Here is a 17,412-nt window from a genome sequence, read left to right as displayed (position 1 = left end):
GGGAGACATCTACCTAGGGGCGCGGGGAACTGCGCGACCAGCCACAGCGCTGCCGCGGACGACACACGACGGTCAGCCCTTCACCGCTCCGGTCAACATGCCCTTCTTGAAATGCCGCTGCACGAACGGAGAAGCCACCGCGACCGGGATCAACGCCATGACCATCACGGCCATCTGAAGCCCCAGCGGCGACAACTGCCCGGTCCGTACCGCCTGTTGCAGCCCGGTCGGCGCTTCCGTGTTCTTCTGCACCAGCTGGATGAGCACGTTCTGCAGCGGCATCATCGACTGGTCACTGAGATAGATCGACGCGTTGAACCACGCGCTCCAGTACCCCACCGCGTAGAACAGCGAGATGACGGCCAGCACGGCCCGGGACAGCGGCATGATGATGGTCAGCAGGATCCGCAGGTCCCCGGCGCCGTCGATGCGCGCGGACTCGGTGAGTTCGGGCGAGATGCCCATGAAGAAGGCCCGCAGGACCAGGATGTTGAAGACGCTGACGGCACTCGGCAGGATCAGGGACAGATAGGTGTCCGTCAGACCCAGCGACTGCACCAGCAGATACGTCGGGATGAGGCCGGCGCCGAAGAACATCGTCGCCATCATGGTCACCAGGAAGAACCGGTGTCCCACGCTCCCCGGCCGCGACAGACCGTAGGCGGCGAGCACCGACACCGTCATCGAGAACAGGGTGCCGAAGAGCGTGACCCCGACCGACACCATGATCGCCCGGCTGACCTGGCCGCCGCTGAGCAGTTCGGTGTAGTTGACGAAGGTGATGCCCTGGGGGATCACCACGAGTCCGCCGACCCGGTCGATCACCGGTTTCGGGGAGAGGCTGGTGACGATCACGATCCACAGCGGACCGAGCACGCCCAGACAGCACAGCAGGAGGAACCCGCTCTTGGCGGTGAGTCCTGCCTTGCTGGGCTCCTCCTCCCACACCGGCCGGGGCGGCGCCTTGAGGCTGCGCACGAGCTGCGTGTTGAGGCTCATTTCTGGTACACCCCCTGCTCGCCCAGCAGGTGCGCGAACTTGTTCGCGGACAGGACGAGACACACTCCGATGAGGCCCTTGACGAGGCCGACCGCGGCCGCGTAGCTGAAGTCGCCGTTCTGGATGCCCATGTTCCACACGTAGGTGTCGAGAACCTCGCTGGCCCCGGCCCCGACCGCGTACCGCTGGAGCAGGAACTGCTCGAAGCCGACGCTGAGTGCGTCACCGACCCTCAGGACCAGCAGCAGCGCGATCACCGGGCGCAGCGCGGGCAGCGTCACGTGCCACATGCGGCGCCAGCGCCCGGCGCCGTCCATGGCGGCGGCCTCGTACAGGTCGGTGCTGACCGCGGCCAGCGCGGCGAGGAAGACGATGATCCCCCAGCCGGCGTCCTTCCAGACGGCCTGCGCGGTGACCAGGTACTTGAACAGGCTGGCGTTGGTCATCAGGTCGAATCCGCTCCAGCCGTGGTCCTCCAGGGTCTGGGCGATGATGCCCGCGCCGCCGAAGATCTGCTGGAAGACGGTGACCACGAGGACCCACGAGAAGAAGTGCGGCAGATACATGATCGCCTGCGCCACGGCTCGCACCCGGGGCCGGATGACGCTGTTGATGACCAGCGCCAGGGCGATCGGGACCGGGAAGAACAGCACCAGCTGGAGGGCGAACAGCACGACGGTGTTCTTCGTGGCGCTCCAGAACAACGGGTCGTCGATCATCCGCGAGAACTGCTCGACCCCCACCCAGGGGCTGTGGAAGATCGCGGTGATGCCGTTGCTGGAGATGTACGGGTCGTAGTCCTGGAAGGCGACGACGTTGCCCAGCAGGGGGACGTAGTTGAAGACCAGCAACAGGACCATGACCGGCAGGGTCATGAGGATGAGCGTGCGGTCGCGGCGCAGCCGGACCTTGAGGGGGACCTTCTCCGCCCTGCCCGCTCTGCCTTCCTTGCGCGGCACCCGCGCCTTCGTCACCGCGGCGGTGACCGCGGCCGTCGGTTCCTCCACGGCCGCGGGAGGACGCGTCCCGTCCGGCCTGCTCCCGGCGGTGAGGGACATCAGTTGCCGCTGCCGTTCTTGTCGATGAGCTCCTTGTACCAGTCGCGCAGCTTGTCGCCGCCGGAGGACTTCCAGGTGGAGATGGCCTGCTGGACGTCGGAGAGCTTGCGGTTGCCGCGCACGTAGTCGATCTCCAGCTGCTCGAACTGGCTGGAGAGGTTGGCGTAGCGGGTCGGCTCGACGATGTTCATGCCGAACGTGGACGTCTTCTTCATGAAGGCGCCCATCCGCTGCTGCCACTCGACCTGCTTGCGGGCGATCTCGGGGAGGTCCGGGTGGGCGTAGTAGGCGGCCGGCGCGGCCAGCATCACCCAGGCGTTGAGGACCTCGGAGTTGCCGAGGTCGTTCTTGACCGGGACGCCGTTCTTGACGGTGTAGTGGGTGCCCTCGACGCCGTAGTCGACGAGCATCCGCTCCTTGGTGCCGTAGGGCGCGGCCGAGAAGTCGGCGGCGGCGAGCGCGTTCTCGATCGTGGCCTTCGAGGCGCCCTTGCGGATCAGCGACCAGATGGTGGCGGGCGAGGACGCGTACAGCTTCGGGTTGCCGCCGTCCGCGCCGAAGAGGTCCATGGCGTCGATCTTCAGGCTCGGGTTGGACTGGGCCTGCTCGGAGGCCTTTCCGTACCAGTCGGCGAGGTTGGTGTTCCAGACCAGGATCTGCCCGGAGGTGAACCGCTGGCCGGCGTCGCCCGTGCGGGCCTTGTCGTCAGGGTGGACCAGGCCCGCGTCGAACACCTTGCGGACCCACTCCAGGGCTTCGAGGTACTCGGGCTGCTCGATGCGGTACGTCACCTTGCCGTCGGACCCCATGTCCCAGCCGCCCGGCCCGGAGCCGCGGACGCCGAAGAAGCTCCACGCCGACCAGGTCAGGTTGCCGTCGCAGGCCCACACCTTGGCCTTGGCGCTGGTGGCGTCCCTGGCCCAGCTCAGGAACTCGTCGGCCGACTTGGGGACCGTGTAGCCCTTCTTGTCGAAGATGTCCTTGCGGTACAGCGGTGCGATCCAGTTGGCGGTGGCGGCCGGCATCGGGATGCCCCGCAGCGCACCGCCGAAGATGCCCATGCGCCAGGCGTCGGAGGGGATCGCGGCCAGGTTCGGGTACTTCTTGACCTTGTCGCCCGCCAGGTAGGGGCTCAGGTCCATGAACTTGGCGGTGACCGCGTTGGCGATCTTGCCGACCAGTTCCCAGCTCGGCACGACCACCATGTCCGGTATGGAGCTGGAGGCGAGGACCGCGCCGAGCTTCTCGCCGTAGGTGTTGCCGTCCTGGTTCTGCCAGGTGATCTTGGTGCCGGCGGCGGCGTCGAGCGCGGTGTAGTAGGCGCAGTCACCCTTCGGCGGGGAGCCCCAGAACGGGGACATGATCTTGATGGGGGCGCCCGTGCCGAGCTTCTTCGGGACCGAGGTCTTCAGGGCCGCGAGGTCGACCTTGCCGGTGTAGCCGGCGGCCGAGCCGTTCTTCGACGGGAGGTCCGGCGTGGCGACGGTGCTGGCGACGTACGCCGGGAGCATCTTGTCCGCGGCCTTGCCCGAGGTGGTCCCGTCGCGCGACCCGCTGTCCGAACCACCGCAGGCGGCGAGCAGCGGCATCCCCCCGGCCACCGCGGCGGTGGCGACCGCGGTCGAGGCGAGGAAGCTTCTCCGGCTGGGCCCCGAGGAGGCGGCGGAGGAGGAAGCGGCATTCGGCGTCATTGCGTCAACCCTTCATGGCGCACCAGGACACCCGGCGGAAAGCCGTCGGCTGCGGTGTCTCGAGGAGAACTGGCTGAGCTGAAGCGCTGCGTCGATCGCTGCGAAATCCGTAGTCGAAGCGCTTCGATGCTGCTGTGAGGTTAAGTGAACCCCCCGGGGTGCACAAGGGTCGTTCCCAAGATTCCTCCGCGGTACGGGAGGTGACCTTTTCTTATGCACCGCTTGAAGTGAGGGTGTCGATCCCTTGACACCCGCCCTGGTGTCGAACCAGCATCGAAGCGCTTCGAAAGCATCGAACCGATCCATCGCAAGGGGATCCCCACGTGACCGCACACCCGCCGCCCACCCCGCCCTTTCGCGACCCTCAGCTGCCGTTCGCGAAGCGCATCGACGACCTGACGGCACGGCTGACCCTCGCCGAGAAGATCGGCTTCCTGCACCAGTTCACCCCGGCCGTGGAACGGCTCGGCGTCGGTGCGTTCCGCACCGGCCAGGAGGCGCTGCACGGCGTCGCATGGATGGGCCCGGCGACGGTCTTCCCCCAGGCGGTGGGCCTCGGCGCGACCTGGAACACCGATCTCGTACGACGGGTCGGCGAGGCGGTGTCGAAGGAGGTCCGCGCGATGCGAGCCCGCGACGACCGCGTCGGCCTCAACGTGTGGGCCCCGACGGTGAACCTGCTGCGCCATCCGCTGTGGGGCCGTAACGAGGAGGGCTACTCGGAGGACCCGAAGCTCACCTCGGCCATCGCCACCGCCTACACCCGGGGCCTGCGCGGCGACCATCCCACGTACTGGCGGACGGCCCCGGTGCTCAAGCACTGGCTGGCGCACAACAACGAGACGGACCGGGCCACCGCCTCCAGCTCGGTGCGCCCGCGGGTGCTGCACGAGTACGACCTGCGGGCCTTCCGCGAGGCCGTGGAGGCGGGCGCGGTGGCCGGGGTGATGCCGGCCTACAACCTGGTCAACGGCCGCCCGAACCACGTCGGTCCGTATCTGCGCGAGCAGCTGCGCACCTGGACGGACGAGGACCTGCTGGTCTGCTCGGACGCGGGAGCGCCCTCCAACCTGGTCGACTCCGAGCACTACTTCGACACCCACGAGGAGGCCACGGCCGCCTCCCTGAAGGCGGGCGTCGACAGCTTCACGGACCACGGCACGGACAGCTCGCAGATGGTCGGCCGGATCGAACGGGCTTATGAGCAGGGCCTGTTGACCGAGGCCGACATCGACACCGCGGTCCGCCGCCAGCTGTCGGTGCGCTTCCGGCTCGGCGAGTTCGACCCGCAGGACGACCCGCACGCCGACGCCAAGGAGTTCGACACCCCGGCGCACCGCGCGCTCGCCCAGGAGGCCGCCGAGCAGGCGATCGTCCTGCTCAGGAACGACGGCGTGCTCCCGCTGGCCCCCGGCTACCGGATCGCGGTGGTCGGGCTGCTCGCCGACGAGTGCAAGCTCGACTGGTACAGCGGCACGCTCCTCCACCGCTCCACTCCCCTGGAGGGGCTGTACGAGCGGTTCGGGGCCGAGCGGGTGGTGTTCGCGGAGGGGGTGGACCGGGTGCGCCTGAAGACCTCCGCCGGGACGTTTCTGCATGTCCCGGCCTCCGACACCGCCGAGGACGTGGTGCGCGGCGCCGAGGGTGCCCTGGACCCGGCGCTGCTCGCGGGCCGTACGGATCTGCCGCCGCTGACCACCGACGCGACCGGCACCGAGTTCGCGCTGATCGACTGGGACGAGGGCGTGCTCACGCTGCGCGCCCCCGACGGCCGCTACCTCTCGGTCGCCGAGGACGGCTACCTGCGCGCCTCCGCCGACCAGCCCGGAGGCTGGGTCGTCCAGGAGACCTTCCGCCTGGAACCGCACGCCGGCGGTCACCTCCTCAGGCATCTCGGCACGGGCCGCCACGTCACGGTCGCCGCGGACGGAGTGAAGGTTGCCGACGGGAACGACGGGAACGGCACGACCGCGGAGACCTTCGAGCTGATCATCGCCGAACGCGGCGAAGACGCAGTGACCCGCGTCACATCCGAGGCAGACGTGGTTGTGGTCGTCGCGGGCAACGACCCCCACATCAACGGCCGCGAGACCGAGGACCGCGCCTCCCTCAGGCTCCCCCCGCACCAGGAGCGGCTGCTGCGGGCGGCCCGCGCCGCGAACCCCCGCACGGTGCTCGCCCTGGTCTCGTCCTACCCCTACGCGCTCGACACGTCCGGCCTGGCAGCGGCCCTGTGGACGGCCCACGGCGGCCAGGCAGCCGGCACCGCCCTGGCCCGCGTCCTGGCCGGTGACGTCTCCCCCGCGGGACGCCTCCCGCAGACCTGGTACGAGAGCGACGCCGACCTGCCCGGCCTCCTCGACTACGACGTCATCGGCAGCCGCCAGACCTACCTCTACTTCGAGGGCTCCCCCCTGTTCCCGTTCGGCCACGGGCTGTCCTACGCCTCCTTCTCCTACGACGACCTGACGACCCGGATCGACGGCGGCACAGTCCACGTGTCGTTCGCTGTCACGAACACCGGTGAGGTCACCGCCGACGAGGTCGCCCAGCTCTACACCCGCGCGGTGGACCCGGCCCTGCCCCGCCCGCGCCGCGAGCTGGTGGCGCACCGGCGGGTGACGCTCGCCCCGGGCGCCCGGGAGCAGCTCTCCTTCGAAGTGCCGTTGTCCGCCTTCGAGTTCTGGGACGTGGCGCGCGGCGGACGGCGGCTGGAGCCGGGTCCCTACGAGCTGCTGGCCGGCGCCTCCAGCGAGGACATCCGGCTGCGGACGACGGTCCTGCTCGACGGCGAGCCCGGCGCGCCGCGCCCGCTGCTCCAACGGGGCCTGGAGGGCGCGGACTTCGACGACCAGAGCGGTGTGGAGATCGTCGACCGCACGCGGTCCGCGGGCGACGCGGTGACGGCGGCCGGGGGCCGTACCGGCGAACTGGTCTACTGGGACTGCGACTTCGGCGCCGGTGCGACCGAGGTGACGGCCCTCGTCTCGGGCACGGGATCGGTCGAGCTGGCGCTGGACGGGGGCCCGGTGCTCGCCGTGCTGGAGACGGCGGAGTCCGGTTCGGGACCGTACGACTACACCGCCCTGGGCGCCGCGATCGCCGTCGAGGGCGTGCACGACGTGCGACTGAGACTGCGCGGCGCACTGCGGCTCGCGCGGGTCGACTTCTCCGGTTGAGGGTCCGGACGAGTCGGCACACAGGAAGGGGCCCGGCACCGGAAGGCATCGGTGCCGGGCCCCTTCAGGGCGGCGGGTCAGCGTCGCTGCCGCAACACTACATGAAAATGGTTCCCATTTGCCAGTGGGAGCCTCAGAGGGTCACGAGGAGTCTCAGAGCGCCAGGCCGGTCAGCACCAGCACCCGCTCGTACGTGTAGTCGTCCATCGCGAACTTCACGCCCTCGCGGCCCACACCGGACTGCTTGGCGCCGCCGTACGGCATCTGGTCGGCCCGGTAGGAGGGCACGTCACCGATGACGACACCGCCGACCTCGAGCGCCCGGTGGGCGCGGAAGGCGGCCTGGACGTCGTGGGTGAACACGCCCGCCTGGAGGCCGTACTTGGAGGCGTTGACGGCGGCGAAGGCCGCGTCCTCGCCGTCCACCTTCTGCACGGTGAGGACCGGTCCGAAGACCTCCTCGCAGGAGATCGTGGTGTCGGCCGGGACGTCGGTGAGGACGGTCGGCGCGTAGGAGGCGCCGTCGCGGTCGCCGCCGGTGAGCAGGGTGGCGCCGGCCTCGACGGCCTCCTTCACCCACGACTCGACGCGCTGGGCGGCGTCCTCGCTGACCAGCGGGCCGACGTCGGTCTTGTCGTCGGAGGGGTCACCGGTGACCTGGGCCTCGACGGCGGCGACGATCCGCGGGAGCAGCCGGTCGTACACCGAGGCGTCGGCGATGACCCGCTGCACCGAGATGCAGGACTGGCCGCCCTGGTAGTTGGAGAAGGTCGCGATACGGGTCGCCGCCCAGTCCAGGTCCGCGTCGGAGGCGTAGTCGCCGAGCACGACCGCGGCGCCGTTGCCGCCCAGCTCCAGCGTGCAGTGCTTGCGCGGCACCGAGTCCATGATCGCGTAACCGACCTTCTCGGACCCGGTGAAGGAGATCACCGGCAGCCGCTCGTCCTGGACGAGGGCGGGCATCCGGTCGTTCGGGACCGGCAGGACGCTCCAGGAACCGGCGGGCAGTTCGGTCTCGGCCAGCAACTCGCCGATGAGGAGGCCGGAGAGCGGGGTGGCCGGGGCGGGCTTCAGGATGATCGGCACGCCGGCCGCTATCGCCGGGGCGATCTTGTGGGCGCAGAGGTTGAGCGGGAAGTTGAAGGGCGCGATGCCGAGCACGACGCCCTTCGGGAAGCGCCGGGTCAGCGCGAGCCGGCCCTGACCGCCGAGGTCGGTGTCGAGGCGCTGCGCCTCGCCGCCGTTGAACCGCCGGGCCTCCTCGGCCGCGAAGCGGAACACCGACACCGCGCGGCCGACCTCGCCGCGGGCCCACTTGACCGGCTTGCCGTTCTCGGCGGAGATCAGCTGCGCGATCTCCTCGGTGCGCTCGACGAGCCGGCGGCTCACGTGGTCGAGGGCGGCGGCGCGGACGTGGGCGGGGGTGGCGGCGAACTCGTCCCGTACGGCGTACGCGGCGGCCACGGCCTCCTCGGTCTGCGCGTCGCTCGGCACACTCACCGTGCCGACCAGCCGGCCGTCCCACGGGGAGGTGACGTCGAAGGTGTCCTCGCCGGTGGCCTGACGGCCGGCGAGCCAGAAGGCGGTGGTGGAAGTCATGCCTCCACCGTAGGGCCGGGAGGCCGGAATCAGATTTGTCCGGGGTGTAGTAGTGACGGGGATCCACACTCCAGCCCGGCCTAGTGGGGAGGCGGGTGCGCAGTCCAGCCCGGCCTACTCCGTCGTGGTCGCCTTCAGTGCCAGCCACAGCTCCATGCGGACGTCCGGATCGTCCAGGGAGCGGCCCAGGATCTCCTCGACCCGGCGCATCCGGTAGCGCAGGGTGTGCCGGTGGACGCCCAGGTCGGCGGCGGCCGCGTCCCACTGCCCGTGCCGGGAGAGCCAGGCCCGCAGGGAGGCGATCAGGTCGCCGCGGCCGGTCGCGTCGTGTTCGTACAGGGGCCGCAGCAGGCTGTCCGCGAACGCCCTGACCGCGTCGTCGGCGAGCAGCGGCAGCACGGACCCGGAGGCCAGCTGCTCGTGCTCGGCGTAGAGCCGGCCCCGCCGCCGGGCCACCGACAGCGCCTGTTCGGCCTGCTTGTATCCCGCGGCGGCGGCGATCGGCCCGACCGGCGCGGAGACCCCGATCACCAGCTCGTCCTCGTCGCGGACCGCGACCGGCCGGCCCTGGGCCCCGGCGCCGCCCTGCGCGGGCGCCTCGCGTGCCGCGCCGGCCCGCGCGGCCTCCAGCTCCGCCGCGTGGTCCGCGCAGGCGGCCACCGCGGCACCGCCGTCCGCGGCCAGCACGACCAGTCGCCGGCCCTCGCCGTCCGTCTCGGGCACGACCAGCACGGCCTCCCCCGCCCGCGCGGCGGCCGACTCCACGATCTCGGTGAGCGCGGCCAGCGGATCGCCGTTCGGGCCGCCGAGGGCTCCCGAGCCCGCCGCGGCGGCCTTGGCGTCCAGGTGTGCGTGCGAGTCGACGGACATCCGCACCGCCGCCGGTTCGGCGACGACCAGCCGGAAGGGCGCGTCCAGGAGCCCGCCGTACAGGTCGCCCGCGACCGTGCGCGCGTGCTCCGGCTCCCCCGCGAGCAGCATCCGCAGGACGGCGGCGCCGATCCGCTGCTCGGCCGCGTGCAGGGAACGGGAGCGCTCGGTGGTGAGGGTGAGCAGCGCGATCGCCGAGTGCACCGCGTACCGCTCGGCGGTGCCGGGGGCGGCGGCCGTGCCGACGGCCAGCGCGGCACGCGGCCGGCGCCCGGTGCCGAGGGTGTGCAGTTCCACCCGGTCGTCGTCCTCGGGGCCGGCGACCACGGAGGAGGCGGGTGCGGGCCGCTCCCGCAGCCGTTCCACGTCGGCGGTGATCCGCGCCGCCCGGCGGCCCGCCCACTCCGGGGCGGTGGCGACGACGGCGCCCGACGCGTCGTAGAGCGCCGTCCAGCCGTTCACCTGGGAGGCGAGCGCGGCGAGCAGCCCTTCCGGGCCGTCGGTGAGGGCCTGCCGGGTGAGCTCGCGCTGGGCGGCGAAACCGGCGGTGACGGAACGGTACTGGTCGGCCGCGATCGCCGCGGAGACCGCCTTGCTGATGGCGAGGAAGGGGGTGCGGCGCGGCACTTCGAGCAGCGGCAGTCCCTCGTCGCGGGCGGCGTCGACGAGGGCCGCGGGGATGTCCTCGTAGTTCACGCCGACGGCGAAACCGAGGCCGACGACCCCCGCTCCGACCAGCCGCTTCACGTACCGCCGCATGGCCTCGGGGTCCTCCGCGTCCAGCTTCAGCGCGGTGATCAGCAGCAGCTCGCCGCCCTCCATGTAGGGCACGGGATCGGCGAGTTCGCTGACGTGTGCCCAGCGGACGGGCACGTCCAGCCGGTCCTCGCCCGCGCGCACGGTCAGCTTGAGCGCGGAGTGGTGGACGAGCGAGGCGAGGGTGGGAGGCATGAGGCCTGGGACCTTCGGAGAGGTGTGATCTCGGGTGCGGGATGCTCGGGTGCGTGAGGCGTGATCTTTTGGCCGCCGTGTATGAACGGCCTGGAAGAATTCTGCCTCACTGTACGGTCCCCGGGTCACCTCATCCGCGCAGATCCACCAGCAGCGGCGGCGCGTGTTCTCCCTTCACGCTGGTCAGGGACAGCACCGCGTGCCCCGGCGGCACCCCGTGCGCGAGCTCGGAGGCGGACCACCGCTCCCGCTCGACCTGCCGAACGGTCACCGCCCGGGCGGTCGGCGCCTTGCCGGTGATCACCTGGCGCACGGCGTGCAGCACCTTGCCGGCCGGGGTCTCCGCGATGATCTGCCGGTCGGTGACGTCCCGGGCCTCGATCCACTCCTTGCCCCACACCTCGGCGAAGTCCTGCCCGTCCCACGGGGTGAGCCCCGACAGCGCCATCCGGCACCCGGTGGCCCCGAGGAGAGGTCCGCGCAGGGGCCTGGGCACGTCGTCGAGGGTCCGCAGGGTCAGTACGACGCCGGCGTTGCCGGACCGCAGCCGCTGGATGCCCCGCACGGCCTCCGGCGTCACGACCCCGGTGGCGTCGTCGAGGACCAGACAGGCGAACAGCGACCGGTCCTCGCGCACCGCGACACTCGCCGTGAACTGCGCGAGCACCAGCCGCGCCAGCATCCGCGAGGCGTCGGCGTGCCCGCGCTGGGGCAGGTCGATCCGCACCCGCACCGGATGGTCCAGGGCCTTCAGCGAGAACGGCCGCGACTGGCCCGACGTGTCGAAGAACGCGGCGAAGGCGGGCCGGTCGAGCAGCGCGACCCGGTCCGCGAGAATCCCGCCGACATCCCCCGGATTCCCCATCTGCCGCTCCCGCGCGTCCAGTTCGCGCAGCAGCGACTCCTGCCCGGAGGCCTGGAGCCCCTTGCGCAGCGCGGCCAGCGGGGCGGGCGCGCCGTCGAGCAGCTGCCGCAGCTCCGGTACGGAGGGAAAGCGGCCGTGCACCGCGCGGAACGGTCCGAGCAGCTGGGCGAGCACGGTGGTGGAGCGCCGGGTGTCGCCGCCCTGGTGCGGCTCGGCGAGGTCCCCCACGAGTGCTTCCGCGAGCACGGCGGCGGCCTCGTCGGGGTCGGTGGTCCCCCCGTAGAGGTCGAGGTCGTACACCGACTCCGGATTCCCGATCTGTACGACGACGTCGTAGGCGTCGGCCGGTCCGAGCCCCGCGCCCGCCGCACCGACCACCACGACGGCGGCCCGCCCGGCGAGGGCGTGCAGACACAGCGACTCGGCGAGCGGCCTGACGACGGTCCCGGTCTTCCCGGACCCGGCCGGTCCGACGGCGACCAGCGAGGTGCCGAGCAGTTCGGGGTCGAGGCCGAGGCCGGTCCCCCGGTAGGCGTACGGGTTGCGCGCGTCGTCCGCCGTGGTCCCGAGCCGCACCTGCCCGGTCAGCAGGTCGTGCCGGGCGATCCGGCCGGGCAGGTCGCGGGCGCCGGAGGGGTGCACACAGGCGGCGGCGCCGTCCTTCAGAACGGTGCCGGTGAAGGTGGCGAGACTGAACCGCCCACCGCGCACGCCCTGCCACGCCCTGAGGATCCGCGCATGATCCACATCCCGCATCACCCCGGCCCTGGCATCAGCAGCAAGCCGCTCGGCGGCGTCCACGGCACCGGCGGCACGGAGCTGGGGATATTCGGCCGGATCGTTCTCGGGAATCGAGGTCCGCTCAAGAGTTGGAACAGCTTTGCCCCAGGCCGACGGGCCAAAGCGACGCCAGACTTCTCCCCAGCGCCCGAGTCGACCGACAACCAGCATGATCGCAAGGGCGATCAGGGTGTAGTAGCCGTACCAAAGGATCGCCCCGCCCAGCCCGGTGTCGTGGCGCCACGAATCCGGAGTGAAAAGTTCCAGTGGCAGCACCCACCATCCACCGAGGTATCGATTCCACAGCAGCGACCATGCCAGCCAGCCGACCAGGAACGCGATGACGGCTCCGCTCAGAAGCTGCCGCGTCGGAGTCTCCTCCGCCTCCGCCTGCGCCCGCGCCGTGTACCCGAACCGCCACACCCCCGGCACCGCCTCCGGCCTGGGCGTCCGTAGCCACGTCAGGAAGGCCGAGCCGTCCTGGGGCCGTGCCGAAGGCGCTTCCGTGGGCATCGGCGGCATCACGGAGCGTGCTCGTGGCACAGGATTCGCATGCGTACCCCGCGCGTCCTGCGTCCCGTCGCTGTCCATCGCCCCTGCTCCCTGACCAGCCGTTCCGTCCACCGTCAGCGGTCAATCTAACGCGGCCGCAAGGGGAGTTCACCGATTGCGCGGCCGCGGCGTCACACCGCCGCGGAAACCGGCTATGTCCACCACGGACAACAGACCGCTCGGACAACGCCCACATGGAGCATGCCCACCCCCCGTCCCCCGACCTAGCCTGCGAGAAGAGAAGGTAAGCGTCGGCAACACCCCAGGAGCCCCTCATGACCGCACTTCCGCAGGAGCGCCGCCTCGTCACCCCCATCCCCGGCCCCAAGTCGCAGGAGCTCCAGGCCCGCCGCCTCGCCGCGGTCGCGCAGGGCGTGGGGTCCGTGCTGCCCGTGTTCACGGCACGCGCCGGCGGCGGGATCATCGAGGACGTCGACGGGAACCGGCTCATCGACTTCGGTTCCGGCATCGCCGTGACCAGCGTCGGCGCCTCCGCCGAGGCCGTCGTCCGCAGGGCGGGCGCCCAGCTCGCCGACTTCACCCACACCTGTTTCATGGTCACCCCGTACGAGGGCTACGTGGAGGTCGCGGAGGCGCTGGCCGAGCTGACCCCGGGCGACCACGCCAAGAAGTCCGCCCTGTTCAACTCCGGCGCCGAGGCCGTCGAGAACGCGGTCAAGATCGCGCGGGCGTACACCAAGCGCCAGGCCGTCGTCGTCTTCGACCACGGCTACCACGGCCGCACCAACCTCACCATGGCGCTGACCGCGAAGAACATGCCGTACAAGCACGGCTTCGGACCCTTCGCGCCCGAGGTGTACCGCGTCCCCGTCGCCTACGGCTACCGCTGGCCGACCGGCCCCGAGAACGCCGGCCCCGAGGCCGCCGCGCAGGCCATCGACCAGATCACCAAGCAGGTCGGCCCGGAGAACGTCGCCGCGATCATCATCGAGCCGGTCCTCGGCGAGGGCGGCTTCATCGAGCCCGCGAAGGGCTTCCTGCCCGCGATCAGCGAGTTCGCCAAGGCCAACGGCATCGTCTTCGTCGCCGACGAGATCCAGTCCGGCTTCTGCCGCACCGGCCAGTGGTTCGCCTGCGAGGACGAGGGCATCGTCCCGGACCTGATCACCACCGCCAAGGGCATCGCCGGCGGCCTTCCGCTCGCCGCCGTCACCGGCCGCGCGGAGATCATGGACGCGGCGCACGCGGGCGGCCTCGGCGGCACCTACGGCGGCAACCCGGTGGCCTGCGCCGGTGCGCTCGGCGCCATCGAGACCATGAAGGAGCTCGACCTCAACGCGCGGGCGAAGGCGATCGAGGCCACCATGAAGGCCCGGCTGTCCGCCATGGCCGAGAAGTTCGACGTCATCGGGGACATCCGTGGTCGCGGCGCCATGATCGCCATCGAGCTGGTCAAGGACCGTACGACCAAGGAGCCGAACCCGGAGGCGACCGCCGCGCTCGCCAAGGCCTGCCACCAGGAGGGCCTGCTGGTCCTGACCTGCGGCACCTACGGCAACGTGCTGCGCTTCCTGCCCCCGCTGGTCATCGGCGAGGACCTGCTGAACGAGGGTCTCGACATCATCGAGCAGGCCTTCGCCGGCGTCTGACGGCACAGCCGGAGCACAGCGGGATCCGGGGCTGAGGTGGCGAGGGTCAGAGGGTGTGAAGAAGTGGTGCGAGGTGACGGTGAGGACGGGATTCCGCCTGTCGTACGCCCTCGCGCTGCCGTAGGTTCTACCCAGATGAGAGATACACCCCGCCCACAGGGGACTGTGGGCGACGCCAGGCCGGGGCCTCCCCAGCTTCGACCTGGTCGTGCCCTCGCGCACACTACTGGAGCCTCTGGCTCCGGATCTCCTCACCGATCGGACAGTCGCCCGCCCCAAACCCCCCGGGGCGGCCGACGACCCGGTCTGATCGGCCGCCCCGGAACCACCCCCCCTGTTCCGGGGCGGCCGGCCTTCCTCATCCTCCTTCTCGGCATTCCGGCCCTCCTCTTCGCCCTGATCACCTGGCAGGTCGTCGAGGACGGGCCGCTTCTGCGTGTCGACGAACGGGTCAGCCGCGCGCTGATCCACCCGGACCGCGTCTCGGCGCTCCTGGCCGACCTCGGCAACATCGCCGTCGCGGTGCCGGTCCTGGTGGCCGCGATCCTCTTCTCGTCCTGGCGTGGCCGCCGTGCCGCCACGGACCGCTGGTGGCTCCCACCCGTCGCGGCGGCCGTCATGATGGCCCTGGTCCCGGCCCTGATCGTGCCGCTCAAGGTACTCACGGACCGCCCGGGCACCCCGGTCGTCCCGCCCGCGACCGGCTACTTCCCCTCCGGACACACCGCCACCGCGGCCATCGCCTACGGCGCCGCGACCCTCCTGGTCCTCCCCTGGCTCCGCACGCCCCGCTCCCGCCGAGCCCTCGTCCTCACCTGCACCCTCGCCGTCCTCGCCGTCTCCTTCGGCCTGATCCGCCACGGCTTCCACTGGCCCCTGGACGTGGTGGCGAGCTGGCTCCTCAGCGCCGACCTCCTGCTGGCTTTCCGTCTCCTACTCGCGCGCCACAGCCGCCACTGAACCCCCGGGGGCACCCTGGGCGTGGCCGCCGCTGTCTCCTCTGGTCCAATCCCTCACGATCGGCACTGGCCCCTGGACGCGCACGGCCCTCCGACTCCCCCTCACACGCCACAACCACCGCCGAACCCCTGAGCACACTGGACGTGGCCGCTGCCGGCGGGGGATGCCCGCAGCGCCGCACTCCCGCTGTGCACAGGGCGGTGCGGTCCGCGTCGGCCGCACGGGCGGCCGACGACAGCGCGGTGTGTGTTAGATCAGCCGTCGCCTCAGCCGTCCCCCTGTTCCGTCGCCAGGCCCGCCGCCGCCTCGTGCATCGCCAGTTCGAGCAGGGCCGGGTCGGTGAGGGTGCCCGAGCCGTCCGGTGGGACCAGCCAGCGCACGCCGGCGCCGGCCACCCGGCCCGGGTACGGCACCACGATCCACGTACCGGCGCCCGCCGTGCGGATGCCGGTGCCCAGCCAGCGGGCCGCGGTGCCCGGCGGCACGAAGAAGCCCATGCGCGCGTCGCCGAAGTCGACGAGCACCGGGCCGAGCTGGTCGAGGATGCGGGTGAGGACGTCGAGCGTGGGAAAGCCGAGCTCGCCCGGCAGGATCAGGACGTCCCAGGCCTTGCCCGCCGGCAGCAGCGCCACCCCGAGGGGGTTGCGCTCCCACTCCCAGCGGCAGGCCTCGGGATCCGGTGCGACGGATGCCAGCCACTCGACCGCCGTCTTCGCCCCAGTCATGAGAAGACCTCCCTGTCTCTCGTCGACGCTGGTCGCGTCACGAGGGAGAGGAAGGTCCCCCGGCAGGCATTACGCGGGTTCTGACCACCCTTTGGAGTGAGTCAGATCACCTACGATCGTTCAGCTGTCGAATCCCAGGCCGAACTTGTCCATCGTCCTGAGCCACAGATTGCGCCGGCCGCCGTGCGCGTCGGCGCGGGCCAGCGACCACTTGGTCAGCGCGATGCCGGTCCAGGCGAAGGGCTCCGGTGGAAACGGCAGCGGCTTCTTGCGGACCATCGCCAGCGAGGTCCGCTCGGTGCGCTCCCCGGCCAGCAGATCCAGCATCACGTCCGCGCCGAACCGGGTCGCGCCGACACCGAGGCCCGTGTAGCCGGCCGCGTAGGCGACCTTGCCCTGGTGGGCGGTGCCGAAGAACGCGGAGAACCGCGAGCAGGTGTCGATCGCGCCGCCCCACGCGTGCGTGAAGCGCACTCCCTCCAGCTGCGGGAAGCAGGTGAAGAAGTGCCCGGCGAGCTTGGCGTACGTCTCGGGCCGGTCGTCGTACTCCGCGCGGACCCGGCCGCCGTAGGGGTAGACGGCGTCGTAACCGCCCCACAGGATCCGGTTGTCGGCGGAGAGCCGGAAGTAGTGGAACTGGTTCGCCGAGTCCCCGAGCCCCTGCCGGTTCTTCCAGCCGACCGCCGCGAGCTGCTCCTCGCTGAGCGGCTCGGTCATCAGCGCGTAGTCGTAGACCGGCACGGTGTACGCCCGTACCCGCTTGACCAGGTTCGGGAAGATGTTGGTGCCGAGGGCCACCTTGCGCGCCCTGACGGTGCCGTACGGAGTGCGTACGGCCATGCCGGCGCCGTACGACTTCAGCTCCAGGGCGGGCGTGTTCTCGTACACCCGGACGCCGAGTCGCAGGCACGCCCGCTTCAGGCCCCAGACCAGCTTGGCCGGGTTGAGCATGGCCACGCCCCGGCGGTCCCACAGCCCCGCCTCGAAGGTGGGCGAGGCGACCTGTTCCCGCACCGCGTCCGCGTCCAGGAAGTCGATGCCGTCGGCGAGGCCCTTCTCCCGCAGCTCCTCGTACCAGTCGCGCAGCTCCCAGGCCTGGTAGGTCTCGGTCGCCACGTCGATCTCGCCGGTGCGCTCGAACTCGCAGTCGAGGTCGTGCCGGGCGACCGCCTTCTCGATCTCGTCCAGGTTGCGGGCGCCCAGCTCCTGGAGCTTCACGATCTCGTCCGGCCAGCGGGTCAGCCCGTTGGGCAGACCGTGGGTGAGGGAGGCGGCGCAGAAGCCGCCGTTGCGACCGGAGGCGGCCCAGCCCACCTCGCGGCCTTCCAGCAGGACGACGTCCCGCTGCGGATCGCGTTCCTTCGCGTTGAGCGCGGTCCACAGCCCGCTGTACCCACCGCCGACGACCAGCAGGTCACAGGTCTCGGCGCCGGTGAGGGCGGGCTCGGGATGGGGCCTGCCGGGGTCGTCCAGCCAGTACGGGACCGGCTGTGCTTCCGAAAGTGACGTGGTCCAACGGCTCATGGCGCTCGGGGCCATGATTTCAACTCCCTACAGGGGGTTCGTGAAAAGG

The 17,412-nt window shown here is 71.3% G+C and carries 11 protein-coding genes; 3 read left to right on the top strand and 8 right to left on the bottom strand.

All coding sequences use genetic code 11. The annotated features are described in order from the left end of the window. Positions 1–72 precede the first annotated feature (72 nt). Genes AQJ54_RS06310 through AQJ54_RS06300 form a run of 3 tightly spaced genes read right to left on the bottom strand, consistent with a single transcriptional unit; the run spans position 73 to position 3,748 of the window. On the bottom strand, positions 73–999 hold the full coding sequence (locus tag AQJ54_RS06310) for a carbohydrate ABC transporter permease (protein ID WP_020138813.1): 927 nt from the start codon (positions 997–999) through the stop codon (positions 73–75). Further along, positions 996–2,057 (bottom strand): ABC transporter permease, encoded by a 1,062-nt coding sequence (locus tag AQJ54_RS06305; protein ID WP_062234622.1) that lies wholly within the window; start codon positions 2,055–2,057, stop codon positions 996–998. Before AQJ54_RS06305 ends, AQJ54_RS06310 begins: the two co-directional genes overlap by 4 nt. After that, complete coding sequence (locus tag AQJ54_RS06300) at positions 2,057–3,748, bottom strand: extracellular solute-binding protein (protein ID WP_062026700.1); 1,692 nt, start codon at positions 3,746–3,748, stop codon at positions 2,057–2,059. Before AQJ54_RS06300 ends, AQJ54_RS06305 begins: the two co-directional genes overlap by 1 nt. A gap of 323 nt (positions 3,749–4,071) precedes the next feature. Between AQJ54_RS06300 and AQJ54_RS06295 the strand changes: the two genes are divergently transcribed. Continuing rightward, on the top strand, positions 4,072–6,927 hold the full coding sequence (locus tag AQJ54_RS06295; protein ID WP_062234619.1) for a glycoside hydrolase family 3 C-terminal domain-containing protein: 2,856 nt from the start codon (positions 4,072–4,074) through the stop codon (positions 6,925–6,927). Between the two features lie 153 nt (positions 6,928–7,080). Here AQJ54_RS06295 and AQJ54_RS06290 read toward each other — a convergent pair whose 3' ends face one another. The 3 genes from AQJ54_RS06290 to AQJ54_RS06280 all read right to left on the bottom strand — a co-directional run bounded on the left by AQJ54_RS06290 (position 7,081) and on the right by AQJ54_RS06280 (position 12,583). Further along, complete coding sequence (locus AQJ54_RS06290) at positions 7,081–8,526, bottom strand: aldehyde dehydrogenase family protein (RefSeq protein WP_062234618.1); 1,446 nt, start codon at positions 8,524–8,526, stop codon at positions 7,081–7,083. A 114-nt stretch (positions 8,527–8,640) separates the two neighbouring features. Beyond that, positions 8,641–10,347 carry a PucR family transcriptional regulator gene (locus AQJ54_RS06285; RefSeq protein ID WP_062234609.1) on the bottom strand — a complete coding sequence of 569 codons (1,707 nt, stop codon included), beginning with the start codon at positions 10,345–10,347 and terminating at the stop codon, positions 8,641–8,643. Between the two features lie 130 nt (positions 10,348–10,477). Then, the gene (locus AQJ54_RS06280) at positions 10,478–12,583 is read right to left on the bottom strand and encodes an ATP-binding protein (RefSeq protein WP_079069751.1); all 2,106 of its coding nucleotides are present in this window, start codon (positions 12,581–12,583) and stop codon (positions 10,478–10,480) included. A 236-nt stretch (positions 12,584–12,819) separates the two neighbouring features. Between AQJ54_RS06280 and gabT the strand changes: the two genes are divergently transcribed. Continuing rightward, positions 12,820–14,154: a 4-aminobutyrate--2-oxoglutarate transaminase gene (gene gabT / locus AQJ54_RS06275; protein WP_062234606.1), complete on the top strand. Its 1,335-nt coding sequence runs from the start codon at positions 12,820–12,822 to the stop codon at positions 14,152–14,154. Between the two features lie 135 nt (positions 14,155–14,289). Continuing rightward, positions 14,290–15,114, top strand: a complete 825-nt coding sequence (locus tag AQJ54_RS06270; RefSeq protein WP_248845305.1) for a phosphatase PAP2 family protein — start codon at positions 14,290–14,292, stop codon at positions 15,112–15,114. Positions 15,115–15,380: 266 nt separating this feature from the next. Here AQJ54_RS06270 and AQJ54_RS06265 read toward each other — a convergent pair whose 3' ends face one another. Continuing rightward, the gene (locus tag AQJ54_RS06265; RefSeq protein ID WP_062234600.1) at positions 15,381–15,839 is read right to left on the bottom strand and encodes a hypothetical protein; all 459 of its coding nucleotides are present in this window, start codon (positions 15,837–15,839) and stop codon (positions 15,381–15,383) included. 120 nt (positions 15,840–15,959) lie between these two features. Continuing rightward, entirely contained in the window at positions 15,960–17,378 is a 1,419-nt protein-coding gene (locus AQJ54_RS06260) for an NAD(P)/FAD-dependent oxidoreductase (protein ID WP_062234597.1), read from the bottom strand. Between the last annotated feature and the right edge of the window lie 34 nt (positions 17,379–17,412).

The sequence above is a fragment of the Streptomyces griseorubiginosus genome, from assembly GCF_001514195.1.
Taxonomy (GTDB): domain Bacteria; phylum Actinomycetota; class Actinomycetes; order Streptomycetales; family Streptomycetaceae; genus Streptomyces; species Streptomyces griseorubiginosus.
Note: the sequence above shows the minus strand (reverse complement) of the source record. Positions and strands in the feature narration are given on the sequence as shown.